This is a genomic window from Polynucleobacter sp. MG-27-Goln-C1 (genome assembly GCF_018881905.1).
In the GTDB taxonomy this organism is placed as follows: Bacteria; Pseudomonadota; Gammaproteobacteria; order Burkholderiales; family Burkholderiaceae; genus Polynucleobacter.
Genome location: NZ_JACVPM010000003.1, coordinates 84,124 through 110,890, shown reverse-complemented (window position 1 = coordinate 110,890; position 26,767 = coordinate 84,124). Strand labels below are relative to the sequence as shown.

General features: G+C 46.5%; 26 protein-coding genes and 1 tRNA gene. 13 read left to right on the top strand and 14 right to left on the bottom strand.

Features of this window, described 5'->3' with window-relative positions:
* Nucleotides 1-21 precede the first annotated feature (21 nt).
* On the bottom strand, nt 22-3,648 hold the full coding sequence (gene dnaE / locus ICN14_RS08695) for a DNA polymerase III subunit alpha (protein ID WP_216226075.1): 3,627 nt from the start codon (nt 3,646-3,648) through the stop codon (nt 22-24).
* Nucleotides 3,649-3,663: 15 nt separating this feature from the next.
* Between dnaE and gluQRS the strand changes: the two genes are divergently transcribed.
* Nucleotides 3,664-4,617: a tRNA glutamyl-Q(34) synthetase GluQRS gene (gene gluQRS / locus ICN14_RS08690; RefSeq protein WP_370624838.1), complete on the top strand. Its 954-nt coding sequence runs from the start codon at nt 3,664-3,666 to the stop codon at nt 4,615-4,617.
* On the opposite strand, the gene ICN14_RS08685 is transcribed toward gluQRS, so the two are convergent.
* The 3 genes from ICN14_RS08685 to ICN14_RS08675 all read right to left on the bottom strand — a co-directional run bounded on the left by ICN14_RS08685 (nt 4,604) and on the right by ICN14_RS08675 (nt 7,691).
* A complete protein-coding gene (locus tag ICN14_RS08685; protein ID WP_216226074.1) occupies nt 4,604-6,022 on the bottom strand; it encodes a DEAD/DEAH box helicase in 1,419 nt (472 codons plus the stop codon). The genes gluQRS and ICN14_RS08685 overlap by 14 nt on opposite strands.
* Nucleotides 6,023-6,028: 6 nt before the next feature.
* The gene (locus ICN14_RS08680) at nt 6,029-6,433 is read right to left on the bottom strand and encodes a heme-binding protein (protein WP_216226173.1); all 405 of its coding nucleotides are present in this window, start codon (nt 6,431-6,433) and stop codon (nt 6,029-6,031) included.
* Between the two features lie 73 nt (nt 6,434-6,506).
* Nucleotides 6,507-7,691: an alanine--glyoxylate aminotransferase family protein gene (locus ICN14_RS08675; protein ID WP_216226073.1), complete on the bottom strand. Its 1,185-nt coding sequence runs from the start codon at nt 7,689-7,691 to the stop codon at nt 6,507-6,509.
* Nucleotides 7,692-7,870: 179 nt separating this feature from the next.
* Here ICN14_RS08675 and ICN14_RS08670 point away from each other — a divergent pair, with 179 nt between their 5' ends.
* Together ICN14_RS08670 and ICN14_RS08665 are read left to right on the top strand one after the other, a co-directional pair.
* Nucleotides 7,871-8,554 carry a GntR family transcriptional regulator gene (locus tag ICN14_RS08670; RefSeq protein ID WP_255536024.1) on the top strand — a complete coding sequence of 228 codons (684 nt, stop codon included), beginning with the start codon at nt 7,871-7,873 and terminating at the stop codon, nt 8,552-8,554.
* The gene (locus ICN14_RS08665) at nt 8,551-11,643 is read left to right on the top strand and encodes an FAD-binding and (Fe-S)-binding domain-containing protein (RefSeq protein WP_216226072.1); all 3,093 of its coding nucleotides are present in this window, start codon (nt 8,551-8,553) and stop codon (nt 11,641-11,643) included. The genes ICN14_RS08670 and ICN14_RS08665 overlap by 4 nt, the downstream gene beginning before the upstream one ends.
* Before the next feature lie 23 nt (nt 11,644-11,666).
* Here ICN14_RS08665 and ICN14_RS08660 read toward each other — a convergent pair whose 3' ends face one another.
* The 3 genes from ICN14_RS08660 to queG are packed head-to-tail and all read right to left on the bottom strand — an operon-like array spanning nt 11,667 to nt 13,932.
* A complete protein-coding gene (locus ICN14_RS08660) occupies nt 11,667-12,008 on the bottom strand; it encodes an AzlD domain-containing protein (protein ID WP_216179062.1) in 342 nt (113 codons plus the stop codon).
* Entirely contained in the window at nt 12,008-12,793 is a 786-nt protein-coding gene (locus ICN14_RS08655) for an AzlC family ABC transporter permease (protein WP_216226071.1), read from the bottom strand. The genes ICN14_RS08660 and ICN14_RS08655 overlap by 1 nt, the downstream gene beginning before the upstream one ends.
* Before the next feature lie 44 nt (nt 12,794-12,837).
* Complete coding sequence (queG, locus tag ICN14_RS08650) at nt 12,838-13,932, bottom strand: tRNA epoxyqueuosine(34) reductase QueG (protein WP_216226070.1); 1,095 nt, start codon at nt 13,930-13,932, stop codon at nt 12,838-12,840.
* Between the two features lie 43 nt (nt 13,933-13,975).
* Between queG and tsaE the strand changes: the two genes are divergently transcribed.
* From tsaE to ICN14_RS08635, 3 genes are all read left to right on the top strand, one after another.
* Nucleotides 13,976-14,506 (top strand): tRNA (adenosine(37)-N6)-threonylcarbamoyltransferase complex ATPase subunit type 1 TsaE, encoded by a 531-nt coding sequence (gene tsaE, locus ICN14_RS08645; RefSeq protein WP_216226069.1) that lies wholly within the window; start codon nt 13,976-13,978, stop codon nt 14,504-14,506.
* A 2-nt stretch (nt 14,507-14,508) separates the two neighbouring features.
* Nucleotides 14,509-15,846, top strand: a complete 1,338-nt coding sequence (locus ICN14_RS08640) for an N-acetylmuramoyl-L-alanine amidase (protein WP_216226068.1) — start codon at nt 14,509-14,511, stop codon at nt 15,844-15,846.
* An 86-nt stretch (nt 15,847-15,932) separates the two neighbouring features.
* Nucleotides 15,933-16,008, top strand: a tRNA-Lys gene (locus tag ICN14_RS08635).
* 148 nt (nt 16,009-16,156) lie between these two features.
* Here the strand turns inward: ICN14_RS08635 and ICN14_RS08630 are convergent.
* Both ICN14_RS08630 and ICN14_RS08625 read right to left on the bottom strand, forming a co-directional pair.
* Nucleotides 16,157-16,834 carry a hypothetical protein gene (locus ICN14_RS08630; protein ID WP_216226067.1) on the bottom strand — a complete coding sequence of 226 codons (678 nt, stop codon included), beginning with the start codon at nt 16,832-16,834 and terminating at the stop codon, nt 16,157-16,159.
* A 75-nt stretch (nt 16,835-16,909) separates the two neighbouring features.
* Nucleotides 16,910-17,104, bottom strand: coding sequence for a hypothetical protein (locus ICN14_RS08625; RefSeq protein ID WP_216226066.1), 195 nt, complete (start codon nt 17,102-17,104; stop codon nt 16,910-16,912).
* 59 nt (nt 17,105-17,163) lie between these two features.
* Between ICN14_RS08625 and ICN14_RS08620 the strand changes: the two genes are divergently transcribed.
* The 5 genes from ICN14_RS08620 (at nt 17,164) to ICN14_RS08600 (ending at nt 19,488) form a co-directional block, all read left to right on the top strand.
* A complete protein-coding gene (locus ICN14_RS08620) occupies nt 17,164-17,454 on the top strand; it encodes a hypothetical protein (RefSeq protein WP_216226065.1) in 291 nt (96 codons plus the stop codon).
* Nucleotides 17,432-17,761: a hypothetical protein gene (locus ICN14_RS08615; RefSeq protein WP_216226064.1), complete on the top strand. Its 330-nt coding sequence runs from the start codon at nt 17,432-17,434 to the stop codon at nt 17,759-17,761. Before ICN14_RS08620 ends, ICN14_RS08615 begins: the two co-directional genes overlap by 23 nt.
* The gene (locus ICN14_RS08610) at nt 17,748-17,978 is read left to right on the top strand and encodes a hypothetical protein (RefSeq protein WP_216226063.1); all 231 of its coding nucleotides are present in this window, start codon (nt 17,748-17,750) and stop codon (nt 17,976-17,978) included. Before ICN14_RS08615 ends, ICN14_RS08610 begins: the two co-directional genes overlap by 14 nt.
* 129 nt (nt 17,979-18,107) lie before the next feature.
* On the top strand, nt 18,108-18,584 hold the full coding sequence (locus ICN14_RS08605) for a hypothetical protein (RefSeq protein ID WP_216226062.1): 477 nt from the start codon (nt 18,108-18,110) through the stop codon (nt 18,582-18,584).
* A gap of 136 nt (nt 18,585-18,720) precedes the next feature.
* Nucleotides 18,721-19,488, top strand: coding sequence for a DUF4239 domain-containing protein (locus ICN14_RS08600; protein ID WP_216226061.1), 768 nt, complete (start codon nt 18,721-18,723; stop codon nt 19,486-19,488).
* Nucleotides 19,489-19,579: 91 nt separating this feature from the next.
* Here ICN14_RS08600 and ICN14_RS08595 read toward each other — a convergent pair whose 3' ends face one another.
* From ICN14_RS08595 to ICN14_RS08580, 4 genes are all read right to left on the bottom strand, one after another.
* Nucleotides 19,580-20,038 (bottom strand): hypothetical protein, encoded by a 459-nt coding sequence (locus tag ICN14_RS08595; protein WP_216226060.1) that lies wholly within the window; start codon nt 20,036-20,038, stop codon nt 19,580-19,582.
* Nucleotides 20,039-20,330: 292 nt separating this feature from the next.
* The gene (locus ICN14_RS08590) at nt 20,331-20,792 is read right to left on the bottom strand and encodes a hypothetical protein (protein ID WP_216226059.1); all 462 of its coding nucleotides are present in this window, start codon (nt 20,790-20,792) and stop codon (nt 20,331-20,333) included.
* Between the two features lie 160 nt (nt 20,793-20,952).
* Entirely contained in the window at nt 20,953-21,567 is a 615-nt protein-coding gene (locus tag ICN14_RS08585) for a glutathione S-transferase (protein ID WP_255536032.1), read from the bottom strand.
* Nucleotides 21,568-21,576: 9 nt separating this feature from the next.
* Nucleotides 21,577-22,848 (bottom strand): Nramp family divalent metal transporter, encoded by a 1,272-nt coding sequence (locus ICN14_RS08580; protein ID WP_216226057.1) that lies wholly within the window; start codon nt 22,846-22,848, stop codon nt 21,577-21,579.
* Nucleotides 22,849-23,081: 233 nt separating this feature from the next.
* Here ICN14_RS08580 and ahpC point away from each other — a divergent pair, with 233 nt between their 5' ends.
* Both ahpC and ahpF read left to right on the top strand, forming a co-directional pair.
* Nucleotides 23,082-23,645 (top strand): alkyl hydroperoxide reductase subunit C, encoded by a 564-nt coding sequence (ahpC, locus tag ICN14_RS08575; RefSeq protein WP_216226056.1) that lies wholly within the window; start codon nt 23,082-23,084, stop codon nt 23,643-23,645.
* A 120-nt stretch (nt 23,646-23,765) separates the two neighbouring features.
* Nucleotides 23,766-25,310, top strand: a complete 1,545-nt coding sequence (ahpF, locus tag ICN14_RS08570; protein WP_216226055.1) for an alkyl hydroperoxide reductase subunit F — start codon at nt 23,766-23,768, stop codon at nt 25,308-25,310.
* A gap of 84 nt (nt 25,311-25,394) precedes the next feature.
* Here the strand turns inward: ahpF and ICN14_RS08565 are convergent, their stop codons facing one another.
* Entirely contained in the window at nt 25,395-26,669 is a 1,275-nt protein-coding gene (locus ICN14_RS08565; protein ID WP_216226054.1) for a Glu/Leu/Phe/Val dehydrogenase, read from the bottom strand.
* Nucleotides 26,670-26,767: the final 98 nt, after the last annotated feature.

Here is a 26,767-nt window from a genome sequence, read left to right as displayed (position 1 = left end):
GGTAGTTTGACTACTAATGATTTAGTGGTACTGAACCTGAACGGTATTGGATTGCTTGGCAGCCAAAATTTGATTCAGGCTATGTAAGCAAGCATCATCAGGATAGATGCGCAACTCTTCTGGGAATTGCATTAGACAGGCGCCGCCACTGGTAGTGACTGCAGCCGTAAGCATTAAACCTTTGAGCCCCTCACTGGCGCTTGGCATAGAGGCTGCTGCAGGCCCTAACTTAGGATCTCGCACGCGATTGCTCATTAAGTAAGGTCCAATTTGGCTACGCAAGGATTTAAGATCAATTGCTGAATCGATCGATAGATGTACATTGCGCGCAAAACGCATGCGGGCACCCGTAATATCCATCACCGCCTCTGACACGATACGCATTCCACCAGAAAACTTATCGGGCGTGACGTTTACCTTGGCTACCAGCAATTCATCTTCTTTGAGCCAAGAGCGATTCGGTTCATACACCTCGCTGTAGAGAGTCACCTCAATTGCAGCAGTTCCATCATCAATTGTTGCAATCATCATACGGCCACGCTGACCAGTTAGCATGCGAGCAGAAGTAATAATGCCGGCGATCAACTGATCTTTGCCCTCAGTCACCTTAGACAATGGCTGGCGAATAAAATGCGCAGTCTCGTCGCGATAGGCATCAAACATGTGGCCAGTCAAACAAAGACCTAGGGCACTTTTCTCATCCTGCAGACGCTTCTTCTCAGACCAGACTGGTTCGCGCACTAACTCAGGTAGATGGCGATCTTCTTCGCCTGCTACCTCAAACAAACTGACTTGGTTTATAGAGGCCTCGGCTTGTTCAGCCGCCTCAATTGCGCGAGCCAAAGAAGCCAGTAAAGTAGATCGAATATCGTAAGGATTGCCACCTGCAGGAATGGAGTCTTTATATAAGCCATCAAAAGCCCCAGCACGCATCAATGCCTCAATCGCACGACGATTCACCTGTCTACGATCGACGCGGGCACAGAAGTCAAATAAATCTTTGAACGGTCCGCCAGACTCACGCGCCTTCACAATTACTTCAATTGCTGCCTCACCAGTACCTCTTACGGCACCTAAGCCATAACGAATATGACTGATTGGTGAATCTGGTGCAGCATCTGGCGCACGCAATGGTGTGAACACATAAACACCAGTATTGATATCAGGTGAGAACACGCGAATATTATTTGCCAAACAATCGTCATACAGAATCTTCACCTTATCGGTGTCATCCATTGCGAGCGATAAGTTGGCCGCCATAAATTCAGCTGGGTAATAAGCCTTTAGCCAAGCAGTTTGATATGCTAGGAGTGCATAAGCAGCAGCATGGGATTTATTAAATCCATAGCCTGCAAAACGCTCCATCAAGTCATAAATCTCGTTGGCTTTGCCTTCGGTAATGCCGCCTGCTTTTGCACCATCACTAAAAATCTTGCGATGCTGCGCCATCTCTTCAGGCTTCTTCTTACCCATCGCACGACGCAACATATCCGCGCCACCGAGTGAGTAGCCACCGATCATCTGGGCCATCTGCATCACCTGCTCTTGATAGACCATGATGCCGTAGGTCTCTTGCAGAACTGGCTCAATACGCGGATCTGGATACTCTACTTTTTGACGTCCATGCTTACGCTCAATAAAGTCCGGGATCAAGTCCATTGGACCTGGACGGTACAGCGCGACGAGCGCAATAATGTCTTCGAAGCGGTCAGGCTTGGCTTCACGAAGCATGCCTTGCATGCCGCGACTTTCTAACTGGAAGACGGCGACCGTATTGGCATTCTTTAAAACCTCAAAAGCTTTTTCATCATCGAGTGGAATCTCACCGATATTCCAATCTTTACGATCAGCATGCAGCGTCTTAATCCACTTTTCAGCAGCCGCCAAAATCGTCAGCGTTGTTAAACCTAAGAAGTCAAACTTTACTAAGCCGATTGCCTCTACGTCATCTTTATCAAACTGACTAATGACGGAGCCACTCTCTTGATCTTTAGAGTCTTTTGCTTCTTGGGTATAGAGCGGGCAAAAATCGGTTAAACGGCCTGGAGCAATTAATACGCCACCCGCATGCATACCGACGTTGCGGGTCATACCCTCTAATTGCTGGGCAAGAGACAGCAGTTGACGAACTTCATCTTCGTTCTTTTCACGTTCACCTAATTGCTTCTCTTCCTTCTTCGCCATTTCAATAGTCATGTACTGACCTGGCTTATTTGGAATCAACTTAGCGATACCATCCACAAAGTTATAGCCTTGCTCGAGCACACGACCCACGTCACGAATTGCTGCGCGCGCAGCCATTGTTCCAAAGGTAGCGATCTGACTAACCGCATCTTTGCCGTATTTATCTTTTACGTACTGAATAACGCGATCGCGCCCATGCTGACAAAAGTCAATATCGAAGTCGGGCATAGACACCCGCTCAGGATTAAGGAAGCGCTCAAAGAGGAGGTTGTAGCGCAATGGATCTAGGTCAGTAATACCGAGTGAGTAAGCAACCAAAGAGCCAGCGCCAGATCCACGACCTGGGCCTACAGGTACACCATTATTTTTTGCCCAGTTAATGAAGTCCGCAACAATCAAGAAGTAACCTGGGAAGCCCATTTGAGCAATCGTCTTCACCTCAAAGACTAAGCGCTCGTGATAGCGAGCCTCTTCCTTGGCGCGCTCTTCTGGATCGGGGAAGTTGCGCTCCATATGGCGCTTCAAGCCAATCTCCGATTGCTGCAACAAATAATCGTCGAGCGTAATTCCAGGCGGCGTTGGAAAATCCGGTAAGCGTGGCTGACCTAAGGTCAACGAGAGGTTGCAACGTTTGGCAATCTCAACTGAATTAGCGAGTGCAACAGGTAAATCTGCAAAGCGCTTTTCCATCTCCTCTTGGGATAAGAAATATTGCTCTTCATTAAATTTCTTGGTGCGACGGGGATTGCCTAGAAGCTCACCCTCTGCGATACACACCCGCGCCTCATGGGCTGTGAAATCACTGCGTTGCATGAACTGCACAGGATGCGTAGCAACAATCGGTAAATCTAATTCACTGGCTAGGTGACAGGCAAGCTGCAGCTGTTTTTCATCTTGGGGATGACCGCCACGTTGAACTTCAATGTAAAAAGAATTTGGAAATAATGTCGCCCAGTGTTTAGCGGCCTCTTTGGCCTGATCTTCTTGACCAGCCAACAGCGCAGCACCAACATCACCCCAACGTCCGCTCGAAAGCGCAATCAATCCGTACGCTAGCGTTCTTTTTACAGCTTTATCTTCTGCTTTAGAAGCGGGCTCACTAAACCATTTAGGATCTACCTCAGCACGACCGCGTGTCTGATTTTCTAGGGAGGCCTTACTCAGCAACTGACATAGATTGAGATAGCCAGAGTGGTTTTGCACCAAGAGTAATAGACGATAGGGTTGATCTGGGTCCTGAGGATTGCTCACCCAAACATCCGCGCCCGCAATTGGCTTAATTCCACCAGAGCGTGCGGCACTGTAAAAACGAACCAAACCAAATAAATTACTTAAATCAGTGAGCGCTAAGGCCCCCATCCCGTCATTTTCAGCCGCAGCAACCGCATCGTCAATGCGAACGACGCCATCCGTAATAGAAAACTCGGAATGGACGCGCAGATGAACAAAACGGGGTGAAGCCATGAGATCATTTTAGCTGTGCCGAACCTGAAAAACCCCTCATCCCCAGCCGACGGCTATCGCGGGCGCTTTGCCCCCTCGCCCACCGGCCCGCTTCACGCGGGATCGCTAGTTGCGGCCCTGGGAAGCTGGCTGGATGCCCGACAAAATCAAGGGAAATGGTTGCTTAGAATCGAGGATTTAGACATCCCCCGCTGCATTCCGGGGGCGGATCAAGAAATCTTGCGCCAATTGCTTGCCTGCGGCCTCACCTGGGACGAGGAGCCGACTTGGCAATCCAGGCATCAAGAGGGCTATAAAAAGGCTCTGGAGAGCTTAAATCGGCTTCAAATCGTCTATCCATGCACCTGCTCCCGGCAAAGCATTGCAAACACCCTAGAGGCTTGCGGAGTCATTACCCCTCGCAACCAAGAGATGGTCTACCCCGGAACCTGCCGCCCCCAGGACATACTCACATACAAGGATGAAAGCGTTCTCTTGGATGGGGTGGCTTGGAGACTCGCCCTCCCCCCAGAACTCATCCTTCATTTTGAAGATATAGCCCTAGGCAGGCAAAGTCAGGATCTGAATCAAGAAGTAGGAGATTTTGTACTGCGGCGTCGAGACGGGATATTTACTTATCAACTTGCCGTAGTGGTAGATGATGCCGAACAAGGAATAACGCACATCGTGCGTGGCGCAGATTTACTCAATAACACGGCAAGACAAATTCATCTTCAACACGTTTTAGGATATGCAACACCGAACTACTTGCATCTACCACTAGTGCTCGATGCGCATGGTGAAAAACTGAGCAAGCAAACTTTAGCAAGTGCCATACATACTGAGAGTGCGCAGCAGGCTTTACAAGAATTACGTAAAGCTGCAGGACATTTAGGATTAAGAGATCTTCCGGACGGAAAAGATACTTCGATTGCTGAGTGGCTTTTAGCAGCCACCCAGGCTTGGGATAGAAAAATTACTTCTTCTTAAATCCACCGAGTAAGGCGCCGACAGCTGGCCTTGCGGGAGTGATACCCACTTTTTTCTCTTCTGAATTTGTAGCGCTAGCGTTTGGCTGTGCAGCAGCGCTAGGCTCATACGGCTTATAGAAAAATGGATCTGACATTTTTACCGGCGCATCTGATCTTGACGAAGTTCTAGTTGGTGCAGAGCTAGGACTACCTTCAGGTAGCGGTTGAATATCCAACTTACGCTTCATCAACTTTTCAATATCGTCGAGCAAACGCTTTTCACTGGCATCGACCAATGCAATCGCATCACCTTTGCTGCCTGCACGACCAGTACGGCCGATGCGGTGAATAAAATCTTCCGCATTAAATGGCAGCTCATGATTAATCACGCATGGCATCGAAGGAATATCCAAACCACGTGCAGCTACGTCAGTTGCAACCAGAGCTTCAATCGCACCAGACTTAAATGCATCCAGCGTTAAAGTGCGCTCACCCTGACTCTTATCACCATGAATCGCGCCCGCTTTAATACCATCGCGCTCCAATGAGCGCGCCAATCGAGCGCAACCTAAACGGCTGTTAGTGAAGATGATGCACTGACGAGATAAACCTTGACGCGTACGCGCTTCAAGCACTTTCACAATCGCGCGCTGCTTGTCAGCACTAGAAACCATATGCACCACTTGCTTGACAGTATCTGCTGCGGCATTCTGACGAGCCACTTCAACAGTGACCGGTGTACGCAAATAACTTTGCGCTAATTTTTTAATCTCTGGTGAAAACGTTGCCGAGAACAAAAGTGTTTGGCGCTGCGCTGGAATCAAATCAATAATGCGCTGCAAGTCAGGCAAGAAGCCCATATCGAGCATGCGATCCGCTTCATCCAATACGAGAATTTCCACCTGTGAAAGATTGGCCACCTTAGAGCCAATGTGATCAAGCAAACGACCTGGAGTGGCAATTAAAATCTCTACGCCACCACGCAATGTTGCTACCTGTTCTTTCATATCTACGCCGCCATAAACTACAGCAGCGCGTAAATCGGTGTGCTTGGAATAACTCGCTGCGTTCTCAGCAACCTGAACAGCCAACTCACGAGTCGGCGTTAATACCAGAGCACGAATTGGATGGCGAGCAGGAGACGCGCTGCTGCTAGCGTGACGCAGAATCTTTTGAATGATCGGCAACACAAAAGCCGCCGTCTTACCAGTACCCGTTTGGGCAGCGCCCATCAAATCGCTTCCCGCCAAAACGTGCGGGATAGATTGCGCTTGAATCGGAGTTGGGGTGTTGTAACCCTGCTCAGATACCGCTTTTTGAATCTTTGGATCTAATCCAAAGTCAGCAAAGGTAATTGTTGCTGGGGTGGCGCTACTCTCGGTAGCGCCGGTAGGGGAATTTATTTCAGGAACAGTATTTGTCAAGGTAACTTACAGAATGGCTGCAATGCCGGCCTTCGCGGTTTCGGCATCCTCAGTCGATTTAACGCCGGAAACGCCGACTGCGCCGATGGTAAACCCATTTACCTCGATATTGACGCCACCTTCCAACATGCCCGAAATATGTGGGGCAGATAAAAAGGAAACGCGTCCGTTATTAATAATTTCTTCGTAGACACGGCTCTCGCGCTTACCCATTGCAGCAGTGCGCGCTTTTTCTTCGGCAATGTAAGCTGAGACAGGAGCGCAACCATCGCGACGAATTAAACCCAACAGATGACCACCATCGTCACAAACGGCGATAGTCACTGCCCAGTTATTTGCTGCTGCATGCTTATCCGCTGCATCCAAAATCTTTTGAACATCAGCCTGGGTTAAATACGGTTTAGTTGCCAACATGATTAATCTCTCTGTCTCTAATGCTATTGATATATATGGTGAATTATAGGTTGAGTCTGCCGACCAAGCCTTACTTTAGGTACTCTTGGGCTGCAACAACACCGCTGGCCTTAGGTTTGTACCCAATAGAGCTAAAACTCATCTCTACGCCACTTAATGCGGCCATCAGGCTCAATTCGTTGCAATCACCAAGATGGCCGATACGGAAAATCTTGCCTTTGAGCTTGCCCAAGCCGGTTCCAAGCGAAAGATTGAACTTTTCTAAGGCATGCTTACGCAGCACATCCGCATCCATTCCCTCTGGAACCACAATCGCTGTTAATACTGGTGAATAGGCATTTGGGTCTAAACACTGGTTCTCAAGACCCCAGGCTGCAACTGCGCGACGACAAGCTTCTGCCAAACGTTGATGGCGAGCAAAAATCGTATCCATGCCCTCGGTTTGCATCATATCGATTGCTTCATGCAAACCGTACATCAAATTAGTACTTGGAGTAGTTGGCCAGTAACCTGTTTTATTCGACTCTAAAATTTCATCCCAAGCTAAATAGGCTTTTGGAATTTTGCTGTGCTTACTTGCTTCAATCGCTTTTGGTGACAAAGCATTAAAGCCAATCCCTGGAGGCAACATCAAACCTTTTTGTGAGCCGGAAACGGTTACGTCAGCACCCCATTTGTCATGCTCATAATCGGCCGAACCCAAGCCAGATACGCTATCCACGAGTAATAGCGCTGGATGTTTTGCATCATCAATCGCCTTGCGAACCGCAGCAATATTGGATGTCATACCAGTTGAAGTTTCGTTGTGTACTACACAAACTGCCTTGATTTCATGCTGAGTATCTTTGCGTAAGCGCTCTTCAATTACCGCTGCATCTATACCCCAGCGCCATGTATCTTGACCAGGCTTTCCAATGACCTCAACCTCGATGCCAATCTTTTTGGCCAGAGCGCGCCACAAGTTTGCAAAGTGGCCGGTTTCATAAAAGAGCACCTTATCGCCAGGATTGAGCACATTAACTAAAGCACCTTCCCAAGAACCGGTTCCAGAAGCGGAATAAATAATCACAGGCTGCTCAGTCTTAAAAATCTTCTTAATGCCATCCAAAACCTTGAGGCCAAATGCGCCAAATTCTGGGCCGCGGTGGTCAATCGTTTGGTAGCTAATTGCCCGCAAAATGCGTGAAGGCACTGGACTTGGGCCGGGAATGTGTAAGAAATGACGTCCTGAGAGGTGGTTATCTAGTTTTAGCATGCTGAGTCTCGCTTGGTTTTTGTAGTTAATCTTGCAAGCCAGTGTAAGTTACTTTTTGGCAATTGACAATTTTGTATGCAAAATATTTATCAAATAAGTAAAAAATAAGGCTTTTATAGCGTTATTTATGCTTATTGATGGGTTATAGTAAATATGTATACAAATTTAAGGCATTTCAAATGATGCTCACGGCACCCCCAAATACCCAAAACTTACACGAAGCGACCTTTCAAAAGCTCCGATCTTTATTGGTGGAGGGTGCGATCACTCCCGGCAGCAAACTCAATGAACGTGAGCTAGCAGAACAACTCAATGTATCGCGTACCCCTATTCGTGAGGCGATTCGTCGCTTAGCCGCCGATGGATTGGTTGAATTGATTGCTAACCGGGGCGCAATCGCAGTGCAACTAACTCGGGACGACATCATTCACACATTTGATGTGATCGCAAACTTAGAGGGCTACTCTGGGGAGTTAGCAGCGCAAAACATTAGTGATCAAGCACTCATCGAACTTGAAGCACTTCAATACGAAATGATGGCCTCTTACGCGCGTAGAGATCTTTCTAGCTACTACCGACTTAATCTCAAAATTCATCAAGCAATTAATCACGCAGCGAACAACCCCGTCTTAAGCCAGCTATTTACTCAGGTTAACGCGCGCATCGAGGCGCTCCGCTTTCGCTCCAACCAAGATGGCGTGAAATGGGAAAAAGCCGTTGGGGAACACCAAGAAATGTTGGATGCATTAAAGGCACGCGATAGCGTTCGTATGCGCAAAGTCATGATGCAGCATGTTATGAATAAGCGCGATGTGGTGATTCAATTAGTTGACTCAGAATCTCAAGAGAAAGTTGCAGCATGAACAAGCCACTGGATTTGCCCTTACCGGAATTCGTTGCCAATAAGGCAGAGCTAGCAAAGCGCCTGAAACAAGAAACCTCTGGCGAAGTCATGACAGACGTGGCTAGTCGCGGACGTTACGCAACCGATGCCTCGATCTATCAAGCCATGCCTGTTGCCGTCTTTGTACCTAAAACCGCTGAAGATATTGCGACTGCCATCCAAATTGCAGCGGATCTGGGTGTCCCAGTTTTGCCGCGTGGCGGAGGTACTAGTCAGTGTGGCCAGACCACTGGTACAGCACTCGTCATTGATAACACCAAATACTTTCGTAAACTCTTGCATGCAGATCCAAAAAAGGCGACTGCAGTAGTTGAGCCTGGCATTGTTTTAGATCATCTTAATGCTGCACTGAAACCCCACGGCCTTTGGTATCCCGTAGACGTCTCCACTGCAGGACAGGCAACGATCGGTGGCATGGCGGGTAATAACTCCTGCGGTAGCCGCTCGATTGCTTACGGCAATATGGTGCACAACGTTTTAGGAATTGATGCCTGGTTAGCAAATGGGCAGATCGCCAGCTTTGGTAATTATGCGCATAGCTCTGGCGCTGCAAAACAACTCGGTGACTTTGTAAAAGGTCTTGCTAATACACTCCAACCTGAAATCGAAGCCAACTTTCCTAAAGTATTGCGACGTGTTGCTGGATACAACCTCGATGTGTTCCATCCGCAAAGCGAGCGCCCTTACACTCAAGACGGTAGTGTCAATCTAGCGCACCTCTTAGTGGGCAGCGAAGGCACATTGGCTTACTTCAAATCGCTTGAACTCAAACTAGCGCCATTACCGCAACACAAGGTGCTTGGAGTAGTGAACTTCGCCAGCTTCTTTAAAGCGATGGATAGCGCGCAGCATATTGTCAAACTGGGGCCTACTGCTGTTGAGTTAGTGGATCGCACCATGATTGACTTAGCGCGCCACAACCCGAGTTTCAAGAAAACCATTGAGACAGCGCTGATTGATGCTAATGCTCAAACGCCTGAAGCCATTTTATTAGTAGAGTTCTCAGGAGAAGCGCATGCGCCCTTGCTCGAGAAACTCAAATCCTTGCAAAGCCTCATGAGCGACTTGGGACTTCCGGGTTCAGTAGTTGCAATGCCTGATGCGGGCTTACAAAAGAATTTATGGGAAGTGCGTAAGGCCGGCTTAAATATTATGATGAGTCTGAAGGGTGACGGTAAGCCAGTCAGCTTCATTGAAGACTGCGCAGTCCCACTAGAAAGTCTTGCTGAATACACCCAAGCACTGACAGATGTATTTTCTAAATACGGCTCGCGTGGGACTTGGTATGCGCATGCTTCTGTTGGCACCCTCCATGTCCGCCCGATCTTAGATATGCGTCGCGATGGCGCACAAAAGATGCGTGCAGTTGCAGAAGAAGCTTCAGCACTCGTTCGAAAATACAAAGGCGCCTATAGCGGCGAGCACGGCGATGGACTGTGCCGTGGCGAATGGATCTCTTGGCAGTTTGGCCCCAAGATTACTGAAGCTCTCGCAGAAATCAAGCATGCGTTTGATCCCAATGGATTATTTAATCCCGGCAAGATCATTGATCCACCCAAGATGGATGATGCAAGCAACTTCCGCTTTCCGCCAAGCTATAAAGTGATTCCACTGCAACCGGCTTTAGATTGGTCTGCCTGGAACGTACAAAACAATCCCGTTACTGAAGAAACGAGTGCGCCTGGTACTGGCGGCGACCCTGCAATGGGCTTAGCCAAAGCCGTTGAGATGTGCAATAACAATGGCCACTGCCGCAAGTTCGATGCAGAAGTGATGTGCCCAAGCTATCGCGTTACACGCGATGAAAAACACCTCACCCGTGGTCGCGCCAACACCCTGCGTCTCGCACTCTCCAATCAACTGGATATCAAAGATGAAAGCTCACCACTCGGAAGCGATGCCATTAAAGAAGTAATGGAGCTCTGTGTCAGTTGCAAAGCCTGCCGTCGTGAATGCCCAACTGGCGTAGACATGGCGAAGATGAAAATTGAGTTTCTGTCAGCCTATAAGAAGCGAACCGGTCATACGCTGCGCGATTTAGCAGTTGCCTACCTACCTAAATACGCCCCAATAATTAGCAGTATTCCAGGCCTTCCTGCCCTACTCAATCTTCGCAATCACATTGCGCCGATTGCTAAATTGCAAGAATGGGTCATGGGAATCTCTGCTCAAAGAAGTCTACCGATCTGGAAATCCAAAACATTCTGGAGCGATAAGAGCGCTATTACATCCTATCAATTTACCCCGGCAGAGCTGAGTAAGGCCGATACAAATGGCAATAAGGGTGTGGTGCTGTTAGCCGACACCTTCAATGCTTACTTTGAAGATGAAAACTTACAAGCCGCATTAGCTGTTCTGAAGGCTGCTGGATATCGTGTACATATTCCACAGAAGCGCTTGGATCAGCAAAACGCACAAGCAAGCTCAACACCAAATAGCTGCTCTAAAGAATTCTGCTGTGGTCGCACTTACCTAGCCGCCGGTATGGTGGATAAGGCTAAAGCCAGCTTAGATGAATTAGTAAATCATCTTGCCCCGTTTGCTGAAAAAGATATCCCGATAATTGGTCTCGAGCCTTCTTGCCTCTTTACCTTAAAGGATGAAGCATTGGTGATGGGTTTTGGTGAACGCGGAGTGACGGTAGGTCAGCATGTACAGCTTTTAGAGGAGTTCTTAGCTAGCGAAGTAAAGAGTGGGAAGCTCAAGCTGCAATTAAAACCTGCTTCGCGCCCCGTGTTATTTCATGGGCATTGCCATCAAAAATCATTTGCTGCTGTTACGCCAGCAATGGAACTCTTAAAGCTAATCCCCAATGCTGAGCCTAAGCTTATTGAGTCCTCTTGTTGCGGCATGGCGGGTAGCTTTGGTTATGAAGCCGAACATATTGAAGTGTCAAAGCAAATGGCAGAAGCCAGCCTATTGCCTGCAATACGTAAAGCGCCAGATAGTTGGGTGGTTGCGGATGGAACAAGCTGTCGCCACCAAATTGTCGATGGCACACAAAGAGATGCTGTGCATATTGCCAAAATTCTGGCAGCCCATCTCTAAACCAAATTACTAGGGTGATTGACTTAGCGCATTACGCCGTAAGCGAGCATCAAAAGTGTTCCAGTCAATAAGGCTGGAACGAGACGGCGTGTTGGCTTAGACACCATCACGCCAATACTGAGAACGCAGATCAGAATCCGAATCCATACAGGGACGGTTGCCAGAAGGCCAATCGGCATCAAAATCATTCTGACCACTAAGGCAGCAACCATCGCATAAGTTACTGCTGCGAGCCAGCGAAAGATCTCGCTATCTTGATTAATTCGTTTTGCAAGAAGGACACCAATCGCGCGACAGAAGTAGGTCCCGATTGTGGCGCCAGCTAAGGCAATCCATAAACCCCATCCTTGAAGAGCGGCATTCATCAGCTGACGACCCCTGCTTTCTTACGCAATACCTTGCGATCAAAGAAGTAAGCAGCTGTACCTGCTACCAAGCCAGTAGTGAGCAAGCTAGTATCGCGATCCAAGATGAAGAAAAAAGGTCCGAGCACAAAGCCCAAGCCAATTGCAATCCGATTAATCCAAGGCTTGACCTCGGTAAAGGTCAGCAAAAAGAATAATGGGTTGATGAAAACGAGGCCAAGCGTAATTGCAGCGGGAACCATACCGGCTAGAAAATATCCCAAGATAGTTCCGGGAATAGAGATGAGCCAACATAACAATCCCAAGCCAACAAAATAACTCAGGCGATGTTTTGCTTCCATCGTCTGAAACTCGCGCATCGAGATCGCCCAAGCGGTCATTGCTAACAAATGCACCGAAGCATAGAGGCGATGATTGCGATCTTTCTCATGGAACTGCGGAAAGAGGGTTACTGTCATCGTGATGAAGCGAGTAGACGTCAGTGATACGGCCAAAATGATTGCCAAGACTGATGATCCAGTAATCGCCATTTCCAGCAAAACTACCTGGCCAGGCAAGGCAAACATTAAGAAGCTGGTGGCTCCAGTGAACCAAGCATCCATTCCATTGGTTTTGCCCATCGCCCCAAAGCCCACCATGCCAGCAAACAAGACCATGGCTGGCGCCCCTGCAGCATCCCGAATGCCGGTCCAGAAAGCCTCACTGCGATTTTTAAAACGCTGTGCTGCTGAACCCTCTAGAGCAATTTCGCTAGGGTCTATATACGGTTGATCGGCTGATGACATGAAATCATTGTAAGTGAGATGGGGGCAACATTTCCAAACCGAGCTTAAGAACCCAACGCCCACTGGATATGCTCGGCGACCAAGGCGTCTGCCACGGGCAAAGCATCGCTCAGAGCCCTTCGCAGCAAGTCTTTATCTGCCTTAGGTACAGCGCTATCAGCTAGAGCATTGCCCATAGCCACCGCTAAGTTTCTGCGCCAGCGGGAGTAACCGATACGGCGGATGGCACTGCCCTCATGGCGCTTTTCAAATTCATCCTCAGCCCAAGACCAAAGTTGCAAGAGACTTGCTCTGCCAAGGCCATGACGCTCAGCAAAATCTGGCAAGGTAGATCTTTGCGCAAATTTATTCCAAGGGCAAATCAATTGGCAGTCATCGCATCCGTAAACGCGATTACCCATCGCCCTACGAAACTCTAACGGAATGGCATCCGGATTTTCAATCGTTAAATACGAGATGCAGCGTCGCGCATCTAATTGGTAAGGCGCAGTAATGGCCTGTGTTGGGCAAATATCAATACAGGCTTGGCAGGTTCCACAATGGGACTCTTCTTCTTGGTCAATCGGTAGTGGAACATCGACTAGGATTTCACCTAAAAAGAATGTCGATCCGGATTCACGATTTAGCAGCAGTGTATGTTTACCTCGCCAGCCTAAGCCTGCCTTACGAGCCAACTCAACCTCCATCAATGGCGCTGAATCCGTAAAGACACGATAACCAAACGATCCAATTTTCTTTTCAATCAGTTGCGCAAATTCTTGTAAACGATTACGCATGACCTTGTGATAGTCGCGCCCTCTTGCATACACTGAGACCACAGCTTGAGTAGAGTCCTTCAATCTATCCCACTCATTGTCAAAATCAATGGTGGGTGATAGGTAATTCATGGTGACGCAAATGACTCTGACGGCTCCTGGAACTAGCATGCTCGGATCAGAGCGAACATTGGCATGCCTAGACATATATTCCATCTGACCATGGCGACCCTGCTCTAACCACTCATGCAGCCTATCTGTAGCTGATCCAAGATGGGTATCGGTAATACGCAAACCATCAAAACCGAGCACACGAGATTGCTCATCTAGCCATTCACGCAGATTGGCTTGATCAACAGAGTTCGGTATTTGAGAAGAAGTCATTAGGAATACAGAATGTAGCTCAATAATTGAATAAACTAGGCAAATGGCTCAGAATTCATTTAATCAATATTGTAGGCAAGAAGCGGATACCACTGCTTTAGCGCAAAAGCTTGCCAGCAGCCTTAGCCATCTTTTCCAAGCAGATCAAAGCGCTCACCTCAATATCTCCCTAGAGGGTGATCTGGGAGCCGGCAAGACCACCTTTGCTCGCCATCTAATACAAGCGCTGGGATATGAGGGTCGAGTCAAGAGTCCCACCTACACTTTGTGTGAGCCTTACCCCATTCAAATGAATCGCAGCAATCCATCCACTGCTACAAATGTCACAGCACACCACTTCGATCTCTACCGCATGAGAGATCCGCTAGAGTGGCAAGAAGCTGGCTTTGCAGAGCATTTTGATGAGCCCGGATTCTGTTTAGTGGAGTGGCCAGAAAAAGCCGAAGGCACCCTGCCCGCTTTTGATATTGAAATTCATCTTCTTACTGGTGATGACGAGAATGCAAGAGATATTAGTTTCAAAGCCAACTCCACCCAAGGAATAGTTGTTATCGAAAAGATGCAAACCCAATAGAGATGAGCAAACCCCTGATTAATTCCTCCAGAAGAAAGCATCTCAAGACTTCAGCAAAGATGTTGGGCTTTATCCTCTTCTTCAGTGAGGCGGAGATCGCTTGGGGATCCAAGATTTTGGGTGTACGTATCTGGCCCGCAGAGGATTACACGCGCATCACCCTAGAGTCAGATAAAGCATTACCGATTACCCAGCAACTGCTTACCAATCCCGATCGCTTAGTGGTCGATGTTCAAGGTATGGAATTGAATTCCACCCTGAAAGACTTAGTTGCCAAAGTCAAACCGAACGATCCTTATGTTTCACAAATTCGAGTAGGTCAATTCCAGCCTGGCATGGTGCGCTTGGTATTTGATCTTAAGGAGCCAGTCAAACCTCAGCTCTTTACGCTAGATCCCATTGCCGAGTATCAATACCGTATGGTGCTCGATCTCTACCCCGCGATCCCGCCCGATCCTTTAATGGAATTAGTGAAGAGCAGTGCCCGCAAAGAAAGTGCTCTAGAAAAAGCCAACGAAGAGATTGACCTGATTGCACAGTTCGCTACCAAAAAAGAAAAGGATGCCCCAAGGGCTCCGGTAGCTCAAGCAATCCCAGATGTGAAGGAGCCTCCTGCGCTAGCAAAACATAAACGACTCATCACTATTGCAATCGATGCTGGTCATGGCGGAGAAGATCCAGGCGCAATTGGCACTATGGGCTCCAAAGAAAAGCATGTAGTGCTCTCAATTGCCAAACGCTTGCGTGACAAGATTGAAAATGATCCCTATATGCGTCCGTTCCTCACTAGAGATGGTGATTACTTTGTACCGCTACATACTCGCGTACAAAAAGCACGTCGAGTAGAAGCAGATCTATTTGTCTCCATTCATGCAGATGCCTTTATTGAGCCAAGAGCAAAAGGGGCTTCAGTCTTTGCCTTATCTCAAATGGGTGCCAGTAGCACTACCGCCCGCTGGATGGCTAATAAAGAAAATGCCTCCGACCTCATTGGTGGCATCAATATCAAAACCCAAGATAAGCAATTAGCAAATCTATTGCTGGATATGTCTACAACTGCCCAGATCAAAGACTCACTTCAAGTAGGCACATCGATCCTCAAACAAATTAGTGGATTTGCACCGCTACACAAAGGGAAAGTTGAGCAAGCCAGCTTTGCGGTTCTCAAGGCCCCCGATATCCCATCTATCCTGGTAGAAACTGCCTTTATTAGCAACCCTCAGGAAGAGGCTCGCCTCAATGACGACGCCTACCAAGACCGTATTGCAGAGGCTATTTTGAGGGGAATTAAGGACTATTTCTCAAAAAATCCACCAGTTGCTAGACGGGCAAACGCGTAGCGCTCTTGTAACTACAAGGCGTAGAGGGAAAACTCAGCAAACCGAGGCAAGGCCAACCAAGTTCTTGCTATAATTTCTGTCTTACTGGGTCGGTAGCTCAGTCGGTAGAGCAGCGGACTTTTAATCCGTTGGTCGCGAGTTCGAATCTCGCCCGACCCACCAGCATCAAGAAACCCTCACTAGCAATAGTGGGGGTTTTGTCTTTCTAGGTTGGTGAAATGTGTGGACTGTTCGGAACAATAGGCAATCTATTGGACGTTTCGAGTGGGGATGGAAGGCGCTGGGTTACCGTGGAGGGCCGTGGGGGGCTCTAAGAACTGCAGTATTTCCAAATGAACTCACCGGCAAAGTCCATAAAGCAGAGAAATACCTCATCCATCTTATCTGCCATTTCATCTGCTTTTTCATCAATGTCAGAATTTTTGTCAATTTTCCATATTTGATGAACTACTACATTGTTGGCTATTTCATCTGCAACTTTAAAGTTCCAGAAATGCGCTCTATTTCCTCGTGTAATTGACGAAATCCTTGTTGATGACTGGCTTGCCAAATCCTCAATAGCTCTAGTTATCAACTTGCTCGACTCATCATAATGAAAGGTCATAGTATTTCTTATGATGCCAATCAAGCCCTCTAATTCAGCCCTTCTATCACCTTTTGGCAAAAATCTAATCAGTTGATCAAATGATTGTTTGGTTCTTATATCGCAATTCTCAACCACCTTAAGTAGAAGCGGGTCTTTTGATATTGCATCTATAACCTGGAAACCTTCGTAAAGATGACTCATTTGGGTCCTGATGAAATACATACCAGCACCTTTTTGGCGATATGTTTTGTGCGGTAACTGAGGCTTTCTCCATTCTCCTAGAGCTTGATTTGCTAAAGACATATCGTTACACGCCATCATCAACTTAATTACGGTGGCACCGCTTTTTCCTCGACTTTTTAAAACATCGATATTGACTGATTTTGAGACTGTTGAACGCATCGCTGTAGTTGGAACCTGGTATTTAGAAAAACTGTTTGTGAATTAAAAAACTATATTGTCGTGTTTCCCGAAAACCTAGGCTTTCTCTGCCCTACTCCTGCGATTTCTCTGCTCAAACTCAATAGCTTCTTCTAATACGGCTTTTTGACGTGCAGCCTCAAGAGCAACTTCTTTTTGTTGCTTAATTAAGTGCTTGCCTGTAATCACGTGCCGGTCATTAAGCAGTGACTCTAATGTGGGCTTACCCTTCCCAGGGGAATCTTTCCACATCGGTTTTTTATAAATTCATGCTATAATGTAATCATGCGGCATGAATATAGGAGAATGCTATGGGCGCAGTAATAGATCATCAAGTTATTAAATCCATTGGATCCAGTGGGCAGATCTCGCTTGGGAAAGAGCATGCAGGACGTCAGGTATTAGTGGAAACGCCTGAACCTGGCGTTTGGGTGATTCGTACCGCAACAGTTATCCCCGACAATGAGCGTTGGATACATACGCCAGCCATTAAAAAGGACTTATCAGCAGCATTAGCCTGGGCACAAAAATCGCCGACCAAAGCAACTGACCTTTCTAAACTAAAAATGGCTAAAGCTCATGGCGCGAAACGCAAAGCCTGAACCCTTAGTTGAGCTTGATCTGAATAACCCCATCTTCCAATCAACCTGGGAGAGTCTGGAGCCAACTGAGCAAGAGAAAGCCTTTGCCACTTTTGAGAAAATCACGCAATTGACCTGGAACCAGGTTTACCGCGATAAGGGATTAAAGTGGGAAAAGATTCATAGTATTCCCACACCAAAAGGCATTGATGCACTCTACTCATTTCGAGTTAGCAAATCAGTCCGGGGAATTGGCTTCAGAGAAGATCATTTCCTAAGGGTTTTATTAATTGAACCAGATCATGATGCCGCTTATGGAAAAAAATAAACTGCCAAACAAAAGCGTTGGTTACACCACTGTTGAGCAGATCCTCAATTCGCCTGATCCCGATATTGTTGGATCTTATTACGCCATGCAACGTGCTGGGCAAGCAGCAATTGACTTAGCAATTCAAACGAACACCGCAATCGTAACTACCGTTGATGGCAAGATAGTGCGGATCCCTGCCGCAGAACTCATTAAGCAGCGGCAACTTACGGTCTAAACACCGTTGGTCGCGAGTTCGAATCTCGCCCGACCCACCAGTAATACCAAAAGCCACCTTCGGGTGGCTTTTTTTTGACTCAAGATCGCTTTGGGTACAAAGGCAAAATTAGGGTAATGTATATCTAAGATGAAATACATTGCCCGGGTAAACATGGCCTACAAAAAATTACTAAGTACTAGCTTGCTCGCTCTCGTCGCTGGATGCCAAAGTACGCCCGTAATAGTTCCTGCATTAAAAGATCCCGGGGGAGATGTTAGCCTCATTTTTAACCGTGAAAATAAGATATTAGCCAGCCGAGAAAATGCAAGGGTGTATGTAGACAGCACTGAAGTATGTGCCATTCCGAATGGTGATAGTTGCCAGATCAATATCCAGTCAGGCACTCATGCCCTGAAAGTAGACAATCCTTGGTCTTATTCTTATGGGATGTTTTCTAAGAGCTATGAATTTTCAAGCGGTAAAACCTATCGATTCATTATTTCACCAAACAACCCAGACTTGATTGTCAACATGGTTGGCACTGGAAGCATTATTTATAACGAAGCTAATAGGACAGCCACAACTAGCGACAATGGTGACTTCACCATGAAACTAGCCGATTAACCGTCAACTGTAGCAACCCCTCATGACAATTTATTGATTTATTAATTGCAATCGGGGATTTTAAAAAAACGTCATCTTTCCCACACACTGATTCGGTAGTTTCATACATAAGCTGTCTTATTTAAAAGAGTGCAAATTGCAAAACTTAATTTTTCAAAGTGACACCACCCTGATCCTCGCCCTGTTGATTGGCTTCACAAGTCTTTCAACTCTGATTACTTGGCTTGTTATCCACCCAGAGAATAAACACTTCGTTGAACAATATGAAGGGATTGTTGCCCCCTTCTTTAGTCTTCCTGCAGTGCTGTTTTCACTAACTGCCGCCCTCCTGGCAACATCTATCTGGGACAACTACAGTATCGCCACTAAGGCTATTAAAAACGAGAGTCAGGGCATTCTCAACATTATCAGTCTCGCTAATTCAATCCCAATACCCAAAGAAATTGATCTGCCTGGAGCTGCAAAGACATATACACAGTCCATCATTCATGATGAATGGAAAACATTATCGAAAAATCGATCCATATCACCAGAGGCTGATGAAAAATTTATCGCTTTGAGAGCAACTACATTTAAAGCCGCAAACATGCTCCCCGATAAGGCTGAATCTAAAGCGTTATTAAGCGCATTCAATTTAGTCAACACTGCCCGAGAAACGCGACTAGCCTATGCCACTATCGATGTCCATCCTATTCGTTGGTATGCATTACTCTTTTTAGGTGTTTTGGTTTTGATTACCGTTGCCTTTACCCACTCTTCCAAGCCCAAGGCTTTGATGCTAGCCATGCTCATCTCAACCCTCACCATCACCACTCCGCTTTGCATCATCTCCTTGACTTTTAGTAATCCCTATCAAGGTTTGATTTCCATCTCTAATGCGCCTTATTTGCAGATTACCAATTAAGTAGAAAATGATGGGTGGATGAAGTTATTCTCGCCCGACACGCCCGCAATAAAAAAGCCACCCTTGGGTGGCTTTTTCTTTATTCGGTCAACTATTTTCTAGTGACCTCATGACAATCAGCAACCGGACCAGCATCTTTATTCTTTGGAACAGTTGTAGTGGTAGCAAAACACACTGCAAGTTGATTAGGATTGAGTACTTTAAAACTATAAGTACCATCTTGGTCAGCCATAGCACCGCTCACCATATCAGCGCTCACGGAGCCAACGATGGGTACAGTATGTCCAGCGATACTAAAGGTACCTGAAAAGGCGCGATTCTTTTGCTGATCAAACTTATAAGTCACTACTGATTTCAAAAAACGAATTTCACCAGACTTACCATTCGGATAGTGGGTGCCTGCACCAATAACAGCATCATTAGTCTCGCCAACCCAAGTACCAATCAAATTTGGCGCCTGTTGAGCTGAAGCCAACTGGCAAGTGGCGAATAAACATCCAAATAAAGGCAATACAAACAATCTTTTGAAACTGAAAAATTGAGTGCCCATGGTGCACCTTTCATTAATGATCCGCTAGAGCAGAGTCCATCGAGTGCGATAGTTTTAGCAAAATGTTAAAACAGCTAAACGAGGTTATTTAATTAAACCACTAGTAAATACTGCGTGTCCTTGCTAACACGCACCACTATGGTGATATTGCTATTAACAAGGTAAATTCCTGAAATCCGTTGGTCGCGAGTTTGAACCTCGCCCGACCCACCAGTAATACAAAAGCCACCTTCGGGTGGCTTTTTCTTTTGGCTGGTAACTCATCAATGCGTAAATATCACGCAACAGGATCTTAATAAATTTGCCAGCCACCAATCGATATTAGACTCGGGCCACCCTCTTCTGAATTTGCTTCATTATTAATTGCCCTAGCCTCCCGCCTTCTTGCTGCCGCCTCTTCTCGACGAGCCTCCACCTGAAGATCTTTATTTAAGCCAGGGGCATCCACTGGCCTTCTGATGAAAATTCGGTAATTTCCATTAAGCCCGTCACATAGGGGCGTTACGGGCGAGGAAGCTATAGCGCCACTTGCCCATCTAGCCGTGAATGAGGGAGCTTCGTAACAGCTACCCTCAGCTTTTAGCATAGCCTTGCTGATATCTGGGGTTAACTCAATTCGATGAGGCGCAATACCTATGCTCTCATTATTACTGCTAATCAATGCCCCCTCTGGAACTGAGAGAACTGTAATGGAGCCCATACATGCACTTAATGTGAATGCCGGCAAAACAACCATAAGGAGACTTTTAATCATTATTTTTCTAACGGAATTGGGCTATTAGATACTATACATCCTGGTTAATACCCACCAATGAAGGCTAATTCCATCCGTTGGTGGTGAGTTTGAATCTCGCTGGGTCCACCATCAACACCAAAAGCGACCCTCTGATGGTTTTTCACTTCTACTCCACCTCTTACTCGGAAGCATCTATCCAAGTCGGATGCTTAATCATCACTGAGTTAAATAGATCTGACTCAAGTTGTTGATTTAGCCATGTCTTGACTGAGGAAAATGGTAAGCCTTCAAACCGCTGCGGATTCACTCCAGCAAACTGTCTGATAAATGGAAAAATGGCTACATCCACCAAAGACTTCTTATCGCCCATCAAATACTTGCTTGATTGGAGAGCGTACTCCATCGGTTTAAGCATGAGCTCTATAGCGCTATTGAGAACATCCTCTTGGTTCAGATCCGGAAATCGATTTGGATACTTGTACTGGTCTAGCAGTACTTTAAATGGACCATCATTTTTCTCAACCCATGTCTGAGAAACTTCTTTATCAACTTCGCCCCAGCCATCAGGGTCAGACTGCTCTAAAGCCCAGCGCATGATATCCAAGCTCTGGTCCAAGATCAGCCCATCAACACATAGAACTGGCACAGTTCCTTTTGGTGATACCAGCAGCATAGATTTCGGCTTATCTCTTAATGCAATCTCTCTGTGCTCAACCTGAATTCCAGCATACTTTAATGCCATGCGCGCCCGCATTGCATAAGGGCACCTTCGGTATGAGTACAAAATTGGCATCATTGATAACTAACCTAAGAACATTAATATTGCCGCGAGCGCCATCAAGGCCGTAGCAAACCACCCCAAAAATAATAGGATCTTTCCAGCAGTATGAGGTCCCATAACGGAGGCCCTGGAAGCCAGAACCAGAATCGCCACCATCAATGGCACAGCAACGACGCCGTTAATTACGGCACTCCAAAACAATGCCTTCATGGGGCTAATGGGAGAGTACTGAATCACGAGTGCGCCTAATACACTGAGTGCAATTACTGCATAAAATCTTACTGCATGCGAAGGGGTATCTTCAAGACTTGCTGGCCAGCCAAATACTTCAGATAAAGCATACGCAGCAGAACCTGCTAGAACTGGAACACCCATTAAACCTACACCTAGAATTCCTAAAGAAAATAAGAGATAAGCAAAATTTCCAGCAAGAGGCTTTAGCGCAGATGCCGCCTGGGAAGCTGTATTGATATCATTAATACCGGCAGCATGCAAAGTCACAGCGGTAGCCAAAATAATGCAGTAGGCAGCTACATTAGAATACAGCATACCGCTCCAGGTGTCCCATTTCATACGACGCAACTCAGACTTAATGGTGGCACTATTCTCAGAGAGTAAATCAACTTGATGGTGACCTTTCATCTCCTCAACCTCCTGAGAGGCCTGCCAAAAAAATAAGTAAGGGCTAATCGTCGTACCAAAAATTCCTACGATGACTGCGGCAGCTTCGGGAGAAAAGCTGAACTTTGGAAACAAAGTGCTCCAGAGAACTTCACCCCAAGGAACGTGCACCGTAAATAAAACCGCTGCATAAGCCAACAAAGACAGCGTTAACCATCTCAGAAAAAAAACATAACGGTGATATGGCACCAGTATTTGCAATACGAGGGTAAGCATGACAAAGAAGGCTGTCATGATGTGCCAATTAACTCCAGTTACAAGTTCGGCGACCTCACCCATGGCAGCAATATCGGCGGCAATATTTAAGACATTAGCAATGAGTAATAAAAGCACCAAACAGAACAAGACCGCAGGCGGAAAAGTGGTTTTAATGTTGGCCGCTAAACCGCGCCCCGTCACCCGACCAATACGTGCACACAAAAGCTGGATTGCCGACATTAAGGGGTAGGCAACTGGCATAGTCCACAACATATTGAGGCCAAACTGAGCGCCAGCCTGAGAATACGTAACGATTCCGCTTGGGTCATCATCTGCAACGCCCGTCACTAATCCCGGCCCAACACGGGTTAAGGGATGAGCTTTAATGCGGGCCCAGATGCTGCGAATATTCATAAATGGGAAGATGTAGGGTGTTCAATCACTTAAGCCTTATCAAGTTAGCACGAAAGATCATCGCAAATGATTTTAATAAGCGAAAAGCGCGTTTTGGGCCTTTATTGAGATAACTGTATTGATCTAATAAATAGATAATTAGTATCTAAATTATTTATTATGCAAATAAATAAATAGCCTCTAGAATGGTACCTGTTGTGAATCAACTATTTCATTTTTTACAGGAGAAACCCATGTCACTAATTAACACACAAGTTCCACCATTCAAGACCCAGGCTTTCCACAACGGTAAGTTTGTCACTATTTCCGATGAGACTCTCAAAGGAAAATGGTCAGTATTGATTTTCATGCCAGCAGCATTCACATTCAACTGCCCAACAGAAATTGAAGATGCAGCTGATAACTATGCAGAATTCCAGAAGATGGGTGCAGAGGTATACATCATTACTACTGATACACATTTCTCACACAAAGTATGGCATGAGACTTCACCTGCAGTAGGCAAGGCTAAGTTCCCATTGGTTGGCGATCCAACCCATACATTGACACGTGGTTTTGGCGTACACATTGAAGAAGAAGGTCTCGCATTGCGCGGCACATTCATCATCAATCCAGAAGGCGTTATCAAAACAGCTGAAGTTCACTCAAATGAAATCGCTCGCGATATCTCTGAGACGTTGCGTAAGCTCAAAGCCGCTCAGTACACAGCAGCTCATCCAGGTGAAGTATGCCCAGCTAAGTGGAAAGAAGGCGCAGCTACATTGACTCCATCTTTAGACCTCGTAGGCAAGATCTAATCATCGAAGTCAGCAGTAACTAGCAATCAATAGACTCTCTTCGGAGAGTCTATTGGGCAGGATGAGCAGCAGAAGCCCTGCCCAATAGACTCATCAAGATTAAATACCAAGGAATACATCATGTTAGATGCAAACATCAAGGCTCAACTCAAGGCCTATTTTGAAAAAATTGAGAGCCCAATTGTTTTAGAGGCAACATTGGATGACAGCGCCCATTCCGCTCAGATGTTGGAGTTATTAAATGAGGTTGCCGAGCAATCTCCTAAGATCACAGTAAAAACCTCTGGTAGTAGCAAAAACATCCCTAGCTTTACTGTCGCTAAGGTTGATGAACTTGCTCGTATTGCATTCTCAGGGTTGCCAATGGGTCATGAGATGACTTCTTTCATCTTGGCTATTTTGCAATCAAGCGGCTATCCACCAAAAGTTGAGCAAGACGTCATTGAGAGCATTAAAGGGTTGGAAGGTAAAAAGCGCTTCCAGACATTTATCTCTTTGTCATGCCACAACTGCCCTGATGTTGTTCAAGCCTTGAACCTCATGGCTGCACTCAATCCCAACATCGAACATGAAATGATTGATGGTGCCCTCTTCCAAGGTTTAGTAGATCAATATCAAATCATGGCTGTACCTACCGTGATTCTGAATGGTGAAGTCTTTGGCCAAGGCCGTATGAGTGTTGAAGAAATTGCCGCCAAACTAGATACCAACTCTTCAGCACGTGATGCAGAAAAATTGAACGCTAAAGATGCCTATGATTCTTTAATTATTGGCGGTGGTCCAGCAGGTGCTTCAGCAGCGATCTACTCTGCTCGTAAAGGCATTAGGACTGGTGTAGTGGCTCAGAAATTCGGCGGTCAAGTTGCTGATACTGTTGGCATTGAAAACTTCATTTCTGTTAAAGAAACTGAAGGGCCTAAATTAGTGATGGCGCTTGAGCAGCACGTGAAGGAATATGAAGTTGATGTCATGAACTTGCAAACTGCCAAGAGCTTAAGCAAGACTGGTGAAGAAATTGCCATCACCCTAGAAAATGGCGCGGTTCTGAAAAGTAAGACCGTCATCTTGAGCACTGGTGCACGCTGGCGCGAAATGAATGTGCCGGGCGAGCAAGAGTACCGAGGCAAGGGCGTAGCTTACTGCCCACACTGCGATGGCCCCTTGTACAAGGGGAAACGCGTTGCCGTGATCGGCGGAGGAAACTCTGGAGTGGAAGCTGCAATTGATTTGGCTGGCATTGTCAGTCATGTCACCTTGATTGAATTCGACACCAAGTTACGTGCTGATGCAGTCCTGCAAAAGAAATTAAATAGCATGCCGAACGTAACCATTATTACCAACGCTTTGAGCAAAGAAGTGTTGGGTGCGGATGGCAAAGTAACCACCCTGAGATATGAAGATCGTGCTGATAATCAAATGCATGAACTTGCCCTTGAAGGCATCTTTGTGCAAATTGGTTTATTGCCAAATACCGATTGGCTCAAAGGTGTGATTGATTTATCCCCTCGTGGCGAAGTCATTATTGACGCCAAAGGAGAGACATCAATGCCTGGAGTATTTGCTGCAGGAGATTGCACCACCGTGCCTTATAAGCAAATCATTATTGCTATGGGTGAAGGTGCAAAAGCCTCCCTCTCAGCGTTTGACTATTTGATTCGATCATAAGATCTTCAAAGCACCCTGAATGTAGAAAAGCCCCGAATCGCTCGGGGCTTTTTTTATTTCAAATGGGTAACTTCGCACGCATCATTAAGGGTATAAACCACGCATCTGCCGAGCCTTCAGAATACGTTCACACCCTACAATAAAGGTTGCAGTTCTCAAGCTCACATCATGCCTCTTGGCTACATCACAAATGCCCTTGAAGGCATCGACCATCAAAATATCTAGACGATTGTTAATTTCTTCCTCAGTCCAGAAGAAGCTAGAAAAATCTTGCACCCACTCGAAGTAACTTACAGTCACACCACCAGCATTGGCAATGACATCAGGCACAACCGTGATATTCATATCCCGCAAGATGTCATCCGCCTCTGGTGTAGTAGGTCCATTGGCACCCTCCACAATTAACTTCGCCTGAATGCTCGCAGCATTAGCGGGCGTAATTTGAGACTCTAATGCAGCTGGTATCAAAATATCGCACGGTGATGACCAAAATTGTTGACTGGTAATGGATTCACCAGGAAAGCCATTAATCTCACGAGCAATTGAGGCATGATCAAGCAAAGCATCGATATCAAATCCATTGGGGTTGTACAAAGCACCAGAGTGATCTTGAATTGCCACTACCTTAGCGCCAGCCTGAGCAAATAGACGCGCTGCATGACCGCCAACATTACCTAGGCCTTGAATCGCTATCCGCGCTCCAGAGAGCTCACGATTCATTTGCCCATAAGCCTCTCTTGCCACCACGAATACACCTCGACCAGTCGCATCCCTTCTTCCCAAACTTCCACCGAGCGAGATGGGTTTGCCTGTAACAACTCCGGAAGTGGTGTAACCCTGATTAACGCAATAGGTGTCCATCATCCACGCCATAATTTGCTCATTGGTATTGACGTCAGGCGCTGGAATATCTTTTTGAGGACCAATCATCATATTGATCTCACTAGTAAAGCGCCTAGTCATTCTTTCAAGCTCGGATTGCGATAGCTTTTTAGGATCGACACGAATGCCCCCTTTTGCCCCACCAAATGGAACATTCACAACTGCAGTTTTAATCGACATCCATGCCGATAAAGCAGTGACCTCAGATAGCGTGACATCCGGATGAAAACGAATACCGCCCTTACCCGGACCGCGAGATAAATTGTGGTGTACCCGATATCCTTCAAAATGGGCAATGGTACCGTTATCTAACTCTATAGGGACATCCACAATTAAAGATCGCTTTGGTCGCTTTAAAGTCTCTACCCAGCGTGTCAGTGGACCTAGATAAGGAGTTACACGATCAATCTGTTCGAGGTATGTGCCCCAAGCACCAAGATTTTTAGGGTCTAAATAAGATGCAATTTCATGGCTCATAGGCGCTCCAGAGGGTGACGTAATTAACTTAAGTACATATTACGCCTTAGATAGAGCAACATACCCAATATCTAGATTCCCATAATGCAAATACGTTT

Excerpts from the sequence above, each read along its gene's own strand:
- dnaE (WP_216226075.1), bottom strand. The coding sequence starts at position 3,648 with ATGGCTTCACCCCGTTTTGTTCATCTGCGCGTCCATTCCGAGTTTTCT.
- ICN14_RS08675 (WP_216226073.1), bottom strand. The coding sequence starts at position 7,691 with ATGCTAAAACTAGATAACCACCTCTCAGGACGTCATTTCTTACACATT.
- ICN14_RS08670 (WP_255536024.1), top strand. The coding sequence starts at position 7,871 with ATGATGCTCACGGCACCCCCAAATACCCAAAACTTACACGAAGCGACC.
- ICN14_RS08665 (WP_216226072.1), top strand. The coding sequence starts at position 8,551 with ATGAACAAGCCACTGGATTTGCCCTTACCGGAATTCGTTGCCAATAAG.
- ICN14_RS08660 (WP_216179062.1), bottom strand. The coding sequence starts at position 12,008 with ATGAATGCCGCTCTTCAAGGATGGGGTTTATGGATTGCCTTAGCTGGC.
- ICN14_RS08655 (WP_216226071.1), bottom strand. The coding sequence starts at position 12,793 with ATGTCATCAGCCGATCAACCGTATATAGACCCTAGCGAAATTGCTCTA.
- queG (WP_216226070.1), bottom strand. The coding sequence starts at position 13,932 with ATGACTTCTTCTCAAATACCGAACTCTGTTGATCAAGCCAATCTGCGT.
- tsaE (WP_216226069.1), top strand. The coding sequence starts at position 13,976 with ATGGCTCAGAATTCATTTAATCAATATTGTAGGCAAGAAGCGGATACC.
- ICN14_RS08640 (WP_216226068.1), top strand. The coding sequence starts at position 14,509 with ATGAGCAAACCCCTGATTAATTCCTCCAGAAGAAAGCATCTCAAGACT.
- ICN14_RS08630 (WP_216226067.1), bottom strand. The coding sequence starts at position 16,834 with ATGCGTTCAACAGTCTCAAAATCAGTCAATATCGATGTTTTAAAAAGT.
- ICN14_RS08625 (WP_216226066.1), bottom strand. The coding sequence starts at position 17,104 with ATGTGGAAAGATTCCCCTGGGAAGGGTAAGCCCACATTAGAGTCACTG.
- ICN14_RS08620 (WP_216226065.1), top strand. The coding sequence starts at position 17,164 with ATGGGCGCAGTAATAGATCATCAAGTTATTAAATCCATTGGATCCAGT.
- ICN14_RS08615 (WP_216226064.1), top strand. The coding sequence starts at position 17,432 with ATGGCGCGAAACGCAAAGCCTGAACCCTTAGTTGAGCTTGATCTGAAT.
- ICN14_RS08610 (WP_216226063.1), top strand. The coding sequence starts at position 17,748 with ATGGAAAAAAATAAACTGCCAAACAAAAGCGTTGGTTACACCACTGTT.
- ICN14_RS08605 (WP_216226062.1), top strand. The coding sequence starts at position 18,108 with ATGAAATACATTGCCCGGGTAAACATGGCCTACAAAAAATTACTAAGT.
- ICN14_RS08595 (WP_216226060.1), bottom strand. The coding sequence starts at position 20,038 with ATGGGCACTCAATTTTTCAGTTTCAAAAGATTGTTTGTATTGCCTTTA.
- ICN14_RS08590 (WP_216226059.1), bottom strand. The coding sequence starts at position 20,792 with ATGATTAAAAGTCTCCTTATGGTTGTTTTGCCGGCATTCACATTAAGT.
- ICN14_RS08585 (WP_255536032.1), bottom strand. The coding sequence starts at position 21,567 with ATGCCAATTTTGTACTCATACCGAAGGTGCCCTTATGCAATGCGGGCG.
- ICN14_RS08580 (WP_216226057.1), bottom strand. The coding sequence starts at position 22,848 with ATGAATATTCGCAGCATCTGGGCCCGCATTAAAGCTCATCCCTTAACC.
- ahpC (WP_216226056.1), top strand. The coding sequence starts at position 23,082 with ATGTCACTAATTAACACACAAGTTCCACCATTCAAGACCCAGGCTTTC.
- ahpF (WP_216226055.1), top strand. The coding sequence starts at position 23,766 with ATGTTAGATGCAAACATCAAGGCTCAACTCAAGGCCTATTTTGAAAAA.
- ICN14_RS08565 (WP_216226054.1), bottom strand. The coding sequence starts at position 26,669 with ATGAGCCATGAAATTGCATCTTATTTAGACCCTAAAAATCTTGGTGCT.